At 68.1% G+C, this 12821-nt stretch carries 9 protein-coding genes; 7 read left to right on the top strand and 2 right to left on the bottom strand.

Going from position 1 to position 12821, the window contains the following annotated elements; translation table 11 throughout:
* Nucleotides 1-24: 24 nt before the first annotated feature.
* Nucleotides 25-2196 carry an acyl-CoA dehydrogenase gene (locus ABZ827_RS17905; protein ID WP_357237878.1) on the bottom strand — a complete coding sequence of 724 codons (2172 nt, stop codon included), beginning with the start codon at nucleotides 2194-2196 and terminating at the stop codon, nucleotides 25-27.
* A 133-nt stretch (nucleotides 2197-2329) separates the two neighbouring features.
* Here ABZ827_RS17905 and kstR point away from each other — a divergent pair, with 133 nt between their 5' ends.
* The 7 genes from kstR (at nucleotide 2330) to ABZ827_RS17870 (ending at nucleotide 12423) form a co-directional block, all read left to right on the top strand.
* Entirely contained in the window at nucleotides 2330-2974 is a 645-nt protein-coding gene (gene kstR, locus ABZ827_RS17900) for a cholesterol catabolism transcriptional regulator KstR (protein ID WP_357237877.1), read from the top strand.
* A gap of 117 nt (nucleotides 2975-3091) precedes the next feature.
* Entirely contained in the window at nucleotides 3092-5644 is a 2553-nt protein-coding gene (otsB, locus tag ABZ827_RS17895; RefSeq protein ID WP_357237876.1) for a trehalose-phosphatase, read from the top strand.
* A 926-nt stretch (nucleotides 5645-6570) separates the two neighbouring features.
* Nucleotides 6571-7422 carry a zinc ABC transporter substrate-binding protein gene (locus tag ABZ827_RS17890; RefSeq protein WP_357237875.1) on the top strand — a complete coding sequence of 284 codons (852 nt, stop codon included), beginning with the start codon at nucleotides 6571-6573 and terminating at the stop codon, nucleotides 7420-7422.
* Nucleotides 7423-7453: 31 nt separating this feature from the next.
* Nucleotides 7454-8491: a metal ABC transporter ATP-binding protein gene (locus tag ABZ827_RS17885; protein WP_357237874.1), complete on the top strand. Its 1038-nt coding sequence runs from the start codon at nucleotides 7454-7456 to the stop codon at nucleotides 8489-8491.
* Nucleotides 8492-9358 (top strand): metal ABC transporter permease, encoded by an 867-nt coding sequence (locus ABZ827_RS17880; protein WP_357237873.1) that lies wholly within the window; start codon nucleotides 8492-8494, stop codon nucleotides 9356-9358.
* Nucleotides 9359-9974: 616 nt separating this feature from the next.
* On the top strand, nucleotides 9975-11144 hold the full coding sequence (locus tag ABZ827_RS17875) for an acyl-CoA dehydrogenase (RefSeq protein ID WP_357237872.1): 1170 nt from the start codon (nucleotides 9975-9977) through the stop codon (nucleotides 11142-11144).
* Nucleotides 11145-11613: 469 nt separating this feature from the next.
* Nucleotides 11614-12423 (top strand): enoyl-CoA hydratase/isomerase family protein, encoded by an 810-nt coding sequence (locus ABZ827_RS17870; RefSeq protein WP_357237871.1) that lies wholly within the window; start codon nucleotides 11614-11616, stop codon nucleotides 12421-12423.
* Nucleotides 12424-12430: 7 nt separating this feature from the next.
* On the opposite strand, the gene ABZ827_RS17865 is transcribed toward ABZ827_RS17870, so the two are convergent.
* Complete coding sequence (locus tag ABZ827_RS17865) at nucleotides 12431-12706, bottom strand: DUF4190 domain-containing protein (protein ID WP_357237870.1); 276 nt, start codon at nucleotides 12704-12706, stop codon at nucleotides 12431-12433.
* Nucleotides 12707-12821 lie beyond the last annotated feature (115 nt).

The following is a 12821-nucleotide window of genomic DNA, read 5'->3' as shown; positions in this document are numbered from 1 at the left end:
TCTGCTCTCCAGTCGTCGAACGATCTAACCGGCCGCGTCGCGGGGCAAGCCCAGGATCCGCTCGGCGGCCACGGTCAACAGGATCTGCTCGGTTCCGCCCGCGATCGACAGACAGCGGGTGAGCAGGAATTCCGAGGTGTCCTCGGTCGTTCGCGCACCGGCCGGGCCGGCTACCTGTACCGCGAACTCGGCGACCGCTTGCCGGTGCCGTACACCCACCAGTTTGCGCACACTGCTCTGCGCGCTCGGATCGGCACCGGCCAGGATCCGCACGGCCGCACGTTGTTCCAGCAGCAACCCGGCGATCGCGTCGGCGACGAAACCGCCCAGCCGGTCGTTGCGAAGTTCCGAACCCCGTCCGGTGGCGGGCAGTTTGGCGATCAGTTCCTCCAGCGCCGGCCCGATCCCGCTGCCGCTCATGGCGACCCGTTCGGCCGACAGCGTGGAGCGCGCGATCTTCCAGCCGTTGCCCAGCGCGCCGACCACACAGTCGTCGGGTACGAAGACCTCGTCGAGGAACACCTCGCTGAACCGGGCCTCACCGGTGATCTGCACCAGCGGCCGGATATCGATTCCGGCGCTGCGCATATCGACCAGGAAATAGCTGATGCCCTTGTGTTTCGGCGCGGCGGGATCGGTGCGGGCCAGGCAGATCGCCCAGTTCGCTTCCTTGGCCAGCGAGGTCCACACTTTCTGACCGCGCAGGATCCAGCCGCCGTCGGTTCGTTCGGCGCTGGTGCGCAGCGCGGCGAGGTCCGAACCGGCCCCGGGTTCGCTGAACAGCTGGCACCAGACCACCTCGCCGCGCAGCGTCGGCCAGGCGAAACGTTCGATCTGTTCGGGCGTTCCGTGTTGCAGCAGGGTCGGGATCGCCCAGCCGCCGATGGTGAGATCGGGGACCGTCAGCCCGGCCCGGCGCAGCTCCTCGGAGATGACCAGGCCGGTCATCGGATCGGCCGCGCGACCGTAGGGTTCGGGCCAGTGCGGCATGATCATGCCGGCTTCGGCCAGCGCGGTGCGCTGCTGTTCGGCCGGCAGGGCCGCGATCCGGGCGACCTCGGTCGCGAGTTCATCGGTGACGGCGCCGGAATCGCCGCCGACCGCGGCCGCGTCGGCGAACACCCGGTCGGCACCGGTGGTGCGACGCTGCCCGGCGCGGGTCAATTCGGTGACCCGGCTACGCCAGTACTCACCGCCGCCGAGCAGTTGGCTCAGCGCCACCGCCCGCCGCAGATAGAGGTGCGCGTCGTGCTCCCAGGTGAACCCGATACCGCCGAGCACCTGGATGCAGTCCTTGGCGGTCTCCACCGCGGCGTCCAGGCTGATGGCCGCGGCGATCGCCGTGGCGATGGGCAGTTCGGCGGCACCGGAATCGACGGCGGCCGCGGCGTCGGCGGCCACTGCCCGGATGAGCTCGGTCCGGCACAGCATCCACGCGCAGATATGTTTGACGGCCTGGAACGAACCGATACTGCGGCCGAACTGTTCGCGCACCTTGGCGTATTCGACCGCGGTGGACAGACACCACCCGGTCACGCCCGCGAGTTCCGCGACGGCCAGCGCGACCAGTAGGTCTTCCACCGCGAATGCGGGCGCGAACACCGCGGCGGGGTCCACACGCACATCGGTGCAACGCACCCGGGCCAGCGGCATCGCCAGATCGAGTGGTTCGAGTGGTTCGACCTGCAGCCCGGCCACATCCGGCGGCACCAGGCACCAGCGCCGGCCCCCCGAGGTGGTAACCGGCAGGAGTACCGCGGTGCCGGGCGCGGCGCCGAGCACCGATTCCCAGCTGCCGTTCAGCGTTCCCGATTCGAGCACCGGGACGGCCGCATCCGCGCCGGGTTCGGCATCGTCGGCGACAACCGTATCCAGCGCGACCCCGCAGGGCTGATCCTCCGGCAGGGCGCCGGCCGTCACCAGCCCGGCCACCGCCGTCGTCAGTACCGGCCCGCCGACCAGGTCGTGTGCCGCCTGTTCGAGGAATACGGCCAGATCGGTGACCGATCCGCCCGCGCCACCGACCTCCTCTGCCACCGCGACATGGAAGATTCCGAGTTCGGTGAGCGTTGGCCAGTACGAACGCCAGAAGCCGGAGGTATCGGCCCGCATTGTTGCAATCGGTTTCGCCGCTGCAGCCCACCCGCTCATCGACTGTTGAACGGCTTTATGCTCGTCAGTGGTGGCGATGGTCACAGTCCATACCGCCTTTCCGGCGTGACTCCCACACCTAGAACATGTTCTAATATCCTCGGCGGGCGGAAGTCAAGGCATGGCGCCCACCGGCCGCAGCACGCGCAAGATCACGTCACGGAAAGGACTCCGCTCCATGGCCAGCCCCTCCCGTTCCCAGCCCGGCGACTCGGATGCGGCCTCCGCCGCGCCCGTCACCACGCTGCGGGAGGACGAATTGAGCTCGGCGGCCCAGCGGGAACGGCGCAAGCGGATCCTGGACGCGACCCTCGCCCTGGCCTCCAAGGGCGGCTACGACGCGGTGCAGATGCGGGCCGTCGCCGAACGGGCCGATGTCGCGGTGGGAACGCTGTACCGGTACTTCCCGTCCAAAGTCCATCTACTGGTCTCGGCCCTGGCCCGGGAATTCGAGCAGTTCGAGGGCAAGCGCAAACCGCTGGCCGGCCAATCGCCGGAGGAGCGGATGCATACGCTGCTCTCCCAGATCACCCGGATGATGCAGCGGGATCCGCTGCTGACCGAGGCCATGACCCGCGCCTTCATGTTCGCCGACGCCTCGGCCGCCGCCGAGGTGGACCGAGTGGGCAAGGTGATGGACCGGGTGTTCGCGCGCGCCATGAACGACGGCGATCCCACCGACCGCCAGCTCGCCATCGCTCGCGTCATCAGCGATGTGTGGCTGTCGAACCTCGTCGCCTGGCTCACCCGCCGCGCTTCCGCGACCGATGTCTCCGAACGCCTCGAACTGACCGTCGACCTGCTACTCGGCAGCCGTTCGTAACCCGCGCACACCGCAGGAAACCGTCCACGCTTCCCGCCGAATCGGACGAGGGATGATGACACAGTATTGTCATGCGCGCCCCCTCTTAACGAAAACTCCGATCCATAGGTTGGATGTGTGAGCGCACAGGATCTGCCACTGGAACTCCGCCGAGCGCTGGCGACAATCGCGCGCGTACCTCGGCTACTGGTCGCATCGGATTACGACGGGACCATCGCACCCATCGTCTCCGATCCGTCCAAGGCCTACCCGCACGGTGAATCCGTGCGGGCATTACGCGCGCTGGCCGGGCTGTCCGGCACCACGGCCGCGGTCATCTCCGGCCGCGCCCTGCGTGATCTGGCCGCGCTCTCGCGGTTACCGGTCGAAGTACAACTGATCGGCAGCCACGGCTCGGAATTCGATGTGGGATTCGTCCATGCCATCGATAACGACGCCAGACAACTGCTGCGCGAAGTGGTCGCCGCGCTGAATACGATCGCCACGGAGAATCCGGGCGCTTCCGTGGAGGTCAAACCGGCCAGCGTCGCCCTGCACGTTCGCAACGCCACCCCCGAGATCGGCCGCCGGGCGCTCGATCAGGCGCAGCAGGGTCCGGCCAGCTGGGTCGGCGTACAGGTCACCGAGGGCAAGGCCGTTATCGAACTGGCCGTGGTCCCGACGGACAAGGGTTCCGCGCTGAGCACGGTGCGGCATCAGGAGAGCGCGTCGGCGGCGGTGTTCTTCGGCGACGATGTCACCGACGAGAAAGCCTTCCGGGTTCTGTGCGGTCCCGATATCGGGATCAAGGTCGGCGAAGGCGATTCCGTCGCGAAGTACCGGGTGGACAGCACCGAGGCCGTCTCGCACGCGCTGGCTTTCCTGCTCGAGGAGCGGCGGACCTGGCTGGCCGGGGCCAGCGCACCGCCGATCGAACGACTGTCCATGCTCGCCAGCCCACGGTCGGTGGCTCTGCTCACGCCGGATGCCACCGTGACCTGGTTCTGCCATCCGGAACCGGATTCGGCGGCCGTATTCGCGCACCTGCTCGGCGGTCTCGACGCCGGTCATTTCTCCGTGACCCCGCAGCGGCCGGGCCTGCCGCTGTCGCAGCGCTACGTCGACGGCACCATGACGGTCGAGACGCGATGGGCGAAACTACAGGTCGTCGACTATCTCCCACACGACGTCGACCCCGACCGCACCGACCTCACCCGAGTGATCACCGGTGCGACCCCCGCCGAGGTCACCTTCGCACCGCGGCCGGAATTCGGCCAGGTGCCGGTGTCCATCGAAGTGGAAAGCGACGGCCTGCGGGTGTGGGGCACCAACGACCCGGTGGTACTGCGCTCCCCCGGCGTCCAATGGCAGATCCACAGCGACGGCGTCCACGATTCGGCCACCGCCGTCATCGACCCGTCGCTCGGTGCCGTGATCCTCGAATTGCGTTGCGGATCGAAAGATCTCGGCCCGGCCGCCATCGATGAACCGGAACGGCGCCGTAACGCGGAGCTGTACTGGTCGGAATGGGCGCGGACGCTGGACCTGCCCCGGCTCAAACCGGATCTGATGAAACGTTCCGCGCTCACTCTGCGCGGTCTGGTGCACGCCCCCTCCGGGTCGATCCTGGCGGCCGCCACCACCTCGCTCCCGGAAGATATCGGCGGCGTCCGCAACTGGGACTACCGCTACTGCTGGCTGCGTGATGCCGCGCTCACCGCGAGCGCGCTGGTATCGCTGGGCTCACTGGACGAAGCCGAGCGCTATCTGGACTGGGTACACCGCGTACTGGAAACCCTGCCGGGCCCCGAACGCCTGCACCCGCTGTACACCATCTACGGCGAGACCCTGCCCCCGGAAGCGGTGATCGACCAGCTGCCCGGCTACGCCGGATCACGCCCCGTGCGCGTCGGCAACGCCGCGAATATGCAGGTGCAGCTGGATGTTTTCGGCCCGATCGTGGACCTGATCACCTCGCTGGCCCACGCACGCGAAAAACAGGGCATCACCGATCCGCGCAAGGTACTGCCCGACGCCGACTGGGACCTGGTGCACAACATGGTCTCGGCGGTACAGCGCCGCTGGACCGAACCCGACCACGGCATCTGGGAGATCCGCGGCAACCCCCGCCACCACGTGTACTCGAAGGTGATGGGCTGGCTCACAGTGGACCGCGCCCTCACCCTCGCCGAGAAATTCGACCGCCCGGTCGACACCGACTGGATCCCGCTGCGCCGAACCATCGCCGACGAGGTCAAAGCCAAGGGCTGGAACGACGAGGTCCAGTCCTACACCGCCGCCTACGACGGCACCGACCTGGACGCGGCGACCCTGCACATCGGACTCAGCGGCCTGATCGACCCCACGGACCCGCGCTTCGCGGCAACGGTGGTGGCCACCGAAGCCGAGCTGCGCAGCGGCTCCACGGTCTACCGCTACCACCACGACGACGGCCTGCCCGGCGGCGAAGGCGGATTCCACCTCTGCGCGGCCTGGCTGGTGGAGGCCTACCTGCTGATCGGCAAACGCTCGGACGCGGAAGCACTGTTCGCGCAACTGGTGGACGTGGCCGGCCCGACGGGCCTGCTCAGCGAGGAGTACGACCCCGTCGCCGAACGGTCCCTCGGCAACCACCCACAGGCCTACAGTCACCTGGGCCTGCTCCGCTGCGCCCAGCTCCTGGGAGCCTGAGAGCACAACCCCACCCCACCCGCGGCGGCATACCATGCCGCCGCGGGCCGGTTGCCGCCCCGGCCCAGTATTCGTCCGGACGCCCCCGACCCCACCGCCGAGCCGCCACCATCGGGCGCGTCCGGTCCGATGCGCGCCCGAGCCTTCGCGGATGTAGCCGCCCTCACCCGCCACCCCCGGCGCGTTCAATCCCCCAACCGTCCACATCCGCCCCCCACTCAACCGACCCGGCCGCCGCCCCCGGCGCGTTCAATCCCCCAACCGCCAGTCCGTCCACATCCGCCCCTCACTCAACCGACCGGCCGCCGCCCTCGGCGCGTTTGATTCCCCTACCGCCGGTCTGTCCGCATCCGACCTCTGCCCCGTTTCTCCGCATGCGGCCGGTCAGCGTTGGTGGTTCGGGGCCCGTCTCGTTCTGGAGCGACCAGAGCGAAGGAGCGCAGCGACTGAGCGCCGGGAGTGAAGAACGAGACCAAGGGGGCCCCGAACCCCGCGACGCCGCAGGCGGCGCCAAAAACACAGAACCTTCACGAACCGATCAGCTTCCCGCCTTCACAAACCAGCTCACCCCCACCCTTCGTGAGCGCAGCACGCCACACACCCCCACCCTTCGTGAGCGCAGCACGCCACACACCCCCACCCCTTCACGAGCGCAGCACGCCACACACCCCAACTCTTCGCGAGCTCAACACACCCCACACCCCACACCCAACCCTTCGCAAGCCAGCTCCCCCCTCCCTTCACGAACCGCCCACACCCAGCCCCTCCTCCCCCAACGGCACACCCTCCACACCCCATCCAAGACCGGGCGGTCGGTTCAACCACCTTCCAACCGACTGCTAAAGTAAAACGGAAACGATTTCCATTATTCCTGGTAGGACTTTGCCGTGTCACTGAAATCTGCCCGCAGTGCTCTACTCCTCGCCGTGAGCGTCACGACAGCCGCAACGCTCACCGCCTGCGGGGGCACCGGCGACGATTCCGGGAAACCCGCAGTAGTCGCGTCGACAAACGTCTGGGCCGATATCGCGACCTCGATCGCCGGCCCGGATGCGGAAGTTTCTGCCATCATCTCCGACCCCGCCGCCGATCCACATTCCCATGAGACCTCAGCCGCCGAGTCCGCGCAGATCAGCGATGCCGATCTGGTGGTCTACAACGGCGGGCACTACGACGAGTTCATGTCGAAAGCGATCGAGGGCCGTGGCCAGCGGACCGTCGAAGCCGCCGCCGCGCGGGACCCCGAGATCCAGGGCGATACGAACGAACACCTCTGGTACGACATGGAGACAGTCGCCGCCGTCGCCGAACAGATCAGCACCGCCCTGGGCGAACTCGACTCCGCCCATGCGGCCGGATACGCCGACCGCGCCGCACAGTTCACCGACCGGCTCAACCAGGTCACCTCCCTCAGCGACCGTATCGCCGCGGATCACCCCGGAACCCCGATCCTGCAGACCGAACCGCTGGCGTACTACCTGCTCCAGGACGCCGGCACCGTCGACCGGACACCGCCCGAGTACCAGAACGCGATCGAACAGGAAACCGACCCCGCCCCGGCGGCGGTCGCCGCAACCCGGGACCTGATCAACAGTAAGCAGATCGACGTACTGGTCTACAACGTCCAAACCGAGGACAAGGTCAGCCAGGACCTGCGTGCAGCGGCCGACTCGGCCGGAATTCCGGTGGTCGAAGTGACCGAGACCCTGCCGCCCGGCCTCGATTTCGTGGGATGGCAGACCCAGAACACGCAGGCGCTGGCCGATGCGATCAGCTGAGACCAACCCGGATCGAGAACGGATGAAACCGATGAGCGAAACCGCGTCGCCGGGCGGTCGCGGCGCACGGCCCGGTGCGGATTCCACGCCCGCGGCGGGCGCGATGGGCCCCGCGGCCGGGCCGAACGGTAACGGCGCCCATCCGCCTGCCGGAGATGCGCCGGCCGACGCCCGCAACGGCCTGCCCGGCTCGCAACGGACCGCGCCGCCGGCCGTCGCGCTCGAATCGGCCACGCTCGCGTTCGGCGACCGCACCCTGTGGCGGGAACTGAACCTGAGTGTGGGCCGCGGCGAATTCATCGCGGTGCTCGGACCCAACGGGTCCGGTAAGACCTCTCTGCTCCGGGTGCTGCTCGGCCAACTCGCCCTGGCTTCCGGCACTGCCCGGATCGGCGGAGCCGCGCCGCGGGCCGGGCACCCGGACATCGGGTATATCCCGCAGCAACGCACCATCGATGCCGGGGTGCAGTTACGCGGCACCGATCTGGTCGGCCTCGGAGTCGACGGACATCGCTGGGGGCTGGGTCTGCGCGGCCGGGCCGAACGCCGTCGCAAAGTCGCCGCCGCCATCGCCGAGGTAGGTGCCGAAGCATTCGCGCAGGCTCCGCTGGAAAGTATGTCCGGTGGCGAGCAGCAGCGGTTGCGGGTCGCCCAGGCGCTGATCGGCGATCCAGCGGTACTGCTCTGCGACGAGCCGCTGCTGAGCCTGGACCTGGCCAGTCAGCAACTGGTCGCCGGTTTGATCGACGCCCGGCGCCGGGCACACGGGACCGCGGTGCTGTTCGTCACCCACGAGATCAATCCGATCCTGCCGCTGGTGGACCGGGTGCTCTACCTGGTCGACGGGAAGTTCCGGATCGGCACCCCGGACGAGGTGATGACCTCGGCGGTGCTGTCCGAGCTGTATCAGACCGAAGTCGATGTGCTGCGCGTACGCGGCCGGCTGGTGGTGGTCGGCACGGGAGACACGATGGACGCGCTCGGCACCGCCGGGGCGCACTGCCACGGCGACCCCGGTACCCCGCACACCGCCGACCTCATCCAACAATCCCGACAGGCACACAGGTAGATGGACAAGCTCTCCGATGTGGTCACCCAGGTCTTCGATCTACAGACCACCGTTCACCTGCTCGGCTACGACTTCGTCCAACAGGCGGTACTCGCGGCGGCACTGCTGGGATTACTGGCCGGGGTCATCGGACCGCTGATCATCAGCCGGCAGATGTCGTTCGCGGTGCACGGCACCAGTGAGCTGTCGCTGACCGGCGCCGCGGCCGCACTGCTGGTCGGCGCCGGGGTGGGGGTGGGCGCGATCGCGGGTTCGGTGGTCGCGGCGGTGTTGTTCGGGGTGCTCGGCACCCGGGCACGGGAACGCGACTCGGTGATCGCGGTGGTGCTCTCGTTCGGCCTCGGCCTTTCGGTGCTGTTCCTCTGGCTCGGCCCCGAACGCGCCGGATCGAAGTTCTCGCTGCTGACGGGGCAGGTGGTCAGTGTCGGATTCGGTGGGCTGACGTTGCTGGCCACCTGCACCGCCGCGGTGCTGGCGGTGCTCGCGGTGGTCTACCGTCCGCTGCTGTTCGCCAGTACCGATCCCGAGGTCGCGGTGGCCCGCGGGGTGCCGGTTCGCGCCCTGTCGATTCTGTTCGCGGTGATGCTGGGTATCACCGCGGCGTTCGGGGTGCAGATCGTGGGCGCGCTGCTGGTACTCGCGCTCCTGATCACACCGGCTGCGGCGGCGGCGCAACTGACTGCGGACCCGGTGCGGGCCACGGTGCTGGCGGTGATCTTCGCCGAGATCTCGGCGGTCGGCGGGATCCTGCTGTCCCTGGCCCCGGGGGCCCCGGTCTCGACGTTCGTCACCACGATCTCGTTTGTGATCTACCTGATCTGCCGGGTGATCGGCGCGCAGCGGCGACAGGTCGCGAAGGTGCGGTAAATGTATTTTGGTGGTGCCTGCGGCGTCGAGGCGTGAGGTGAGCCGGACCGCGAAGGTGATCAGCAGAGCCAGCGCGCGAAGGTGAGATGCTGATCAGTTCGTGAAGGTTCTGTGTTTTTGGCGCCGCCTGCGGCGTCGCGGGTTCGGGGCCCCCTTGGTCTCGTTCTTCACTCCCGGCGCTCAGTCGCTGCGCTCCTTCGCTCTGGTCGCTCCAGAACGAGACGGGCCCCGAACCACCAAGGTCGACCGGCCGCATGCGGGAAACGAGGGCGGGGACGGATGCGGACAGACTGGCGGTAAGGGAATCAAACGCGCCGGGGGCGACGGCCAGGTCGGGCGGGTGGTGAGATTCGGAGGGGGTGAGGTTCCCAGGTGGGCACGGGCACGGGGTTTGCGGCGGAGGTTCGCGCTCCGTGGTTGGGCTGTGTTTTTGGCGCGCTGGTTGCGGACCGGCCGCAGGCGGGAAGGGATGCGGTCGGATGCGGGCAGTTGGTGTGGGATAAGTGCGAAGGGGGTGCGGGTGTGGCGAGGACCCGGTTGTGCTGGCAGGTGCCTTCAGTCGGGGTGGCGGGGTTTCGTATGCTCATGCCAACGCTCCCGGAACGAAGGTGACAACATGATCGACTTCACGATTCCCGCCGACTTGGCTGCCGAGCGGGACCGGATCCGCCGATTCGTCGCCGACAAGATCGTGCCCTACGAGCGCGACCCCCGCCTCACCGCGCACGGACCGACCGATGAACTCCGGCAGGAACTCGTCGAACTCGCCCGGGCCGAGAAACTGCTCACCATCCAGGCGCCGGCCGAACTCGGTGGCCGCGGGCTCACCCATATCGAACAGGCTGTCCTCTACGAGGCGGCCGGCTGGTCCACCCTCGGCCCGGTCGCGATGAACTGCGCGGCTCCCGACGAGGGCAATATGTTCCTGCTCTCCAAGATCGCCGACCCGGTGCAGACCGAACGCTATCTGCAACCGGTCATCGATGGGCACCAGCGTTCGGTATTCGCCATGACCGAACCCGACGGCGCCGGTTCCGATCCGGGCCAGCTGGCCACCACCGCCACCTTCGACGGCGAGAATTTCACCGTCGACGGCCGCAAATGGCTCATCACCGGCGCGAACGGCGCGAAGACCTGGATCATCATGGCCAAGCTCGCCGAGAACCCGCACCTCCCGGCGGGCCCCACTCTCTTCCTCACCGACGGCGATCAGCCGGGGATCGTCATCGAACGCACGATGAACACCATGGACCGCAACTATGTGGCCGGGCACTGCGTGGTCCGGTTCGAGGGCCTGACCCTGCCGAAATCCGCGCTGCTCGGCGAAGCGGGACAAGCGCTGCGTTACGCGCAACTGCGGCTGGCCCCGGCGCGGCTCACCCACTGCATGCGCTGGCTGGGCGCGGCGGAACGGGCCCAGAGCATCGCGGTCGAACACGCCAAGACCCGTACGGCGTTCGGCAAAACCCTCGGTGAACACCAGGGCGTGTCCTTCATGATCGCCGACAACGAGATCGCTCTGCACCAATGCCGCCTGACCATCTGGCACGCGTGCTGGCTCATGGATCAGGGCGAAAAGGCCCGTCACGAGAGCTCGATGGCGAAATCGTTCGTCTCCGAGGAACTTTTCAAGGTCGCCGACCGCTGCGTCCAGATTCTCGGAGGAATCGGTGTCAGCGATGAAACCGTCGTCGAAATGATCTTCCGCGATATGCGCCCCTTCCGCCTCTACGACGGTCCGACCGAAGTGCACAAGTACGCGATAAGCCGAAAGGTCTTGCGCTGATCTGCGCGATTGCGTGCAGATCGAAAATGCCGGCGATGCTCGTGCCGCGAAGGTGACAAGCTGGGCAGTTCGTGAATGTTGCTGTGTTTTTTGGCGCCGCCTGCGGCGTCGCGGGTTCGGGGCCCCCTTGGTCTCGTTCTTCACTCCCGGCGCTCAGTCGCTGCGCTCCTTCGCTCTGGTCGCTCCAGAACGAGACGGGCCCCGAACCGCCAAGGCGGACCGGCCGCATGCGGGAAACTGGGGTGGGTTTGCATGCGGACAGACGGGCGGCAGGGGGATTAAACGCGCCAGGGGCGGCGGCCAGGTCGGATGGGTGGGGGCGATGTGGACGGACTGGCGGTAGGGGGATTGAACGCGCCTGGCGGCGGCGGGTGGGGTCGGAGGGGGCTGAGCTTCGAAGGTGCGTTGGAGTGGGGTGCCCCGGGGGGCCGGGACCCCTCATTTGCCGAGGCGCCATACACTCACCGGCATGAGTTCGGAATTGCTCGTCGATGTCTCTGCGGGCATCGCCGTCCTCACGTTGAATCGGCCCGCCAAACAGAACGCTTTCAGCCCCGATATGACCGCGGCGTTGGGGGCCGCGCTGAAGCGGTGCGATTCCGAGGACGCGATACGGGTCGTGGTCATCACCGGGACCCCACCCGCTTTCTGTGCCGGGGCCGACCTGTCCGACAGGGTGGGCGAGGTCAGTGCGAGTATCGATCCGCCGCCGTTCCGGGTCCGTAAACCGGTTATCGCGGCGGTCAACGGGCATGCGGTGGGGGCCGGGCTGGCGCTGGCCCTGCAGTGCGATCTGCGCTATCTCGCCGATGACGCGGTGTACGCGCTGAGCCAGGTGCGGCGCGGGGTCCTCGCCGACGGGTACGCGCACTGGACGCTGCCGCGGCTGGCCGGTCTGGCGAATGCCGCCGATATCCTGCTCACCGGCCGTACCTTCGACGGCGCCGAAGCCAAGGCGATGGGGCTGGCCAATGCCTGTCTTCCTGCCGGGGAGGTGCTGCCGACCGCGATGGCGGTCGCGCACGATATCGCCAATGGGTCGGCTCCGCTGAGCGCGGCGCTGTCGAAACGGCTGCTGTGGGAGGGGGTCGGGCTCGAACCCGCGATGGTCCGGCAGCTGGAGGCCGATCTGAACGAACACATCTCCGACGGCCGGGACGCGGGCGAGGCGATGGCGGCGTTCCGGGAACGCCGGCAGCCGATGTGGTCGGGTTCGATCAGCGAGGAATGGCCGAGTTGGGGGCCCGCGAAATGGTCCGGCCAGCAGAGCCTCGACTGAGCTCGCCTCACCCGTCGCCGAGCAATACCAGTACGAACAGCAGTGCCATCAGGACCATCAGGATCGTGCCGATGACGCCGAGAGTGAACCCGACGACAACCTGAGTGCGGCCGCCGTATGCGCCGCCGGACTCGTCGATCTGATCGAGCGCTCGTTTCCCCATCGCCCACGCCACCGGCCCGGACAGCCCGAAACAGAAGAGGCTGAGGACGCCCAGTAACAGCACCACCGTTGCGTACGGGTGCTCGATCGGCTTTCCGATGGGCGCGCTGGGTATCACCACAGAACGAATTCTACGGTGCTGTGCCGGTTTTGCGTTCCGGGCGCGGCAGAATCGCCGCCGGACCGCGTGTCCGGTGCCCCCGTTCGACGCCGCGGGCCCGGGCGGGTGGAGTGCT

It is taken from the genome of Nocardia sp. NPDC019395, from assembly GCF_040632335.1.
Lineage (GTDB): Bacteria > Actinomycetota > Actinomycetes > Mycobacteriales > Mycobacteriaceae > Nocardia.
This window is presented reverse-complemented; position numbering and strand designations above follow the sequence as displayed.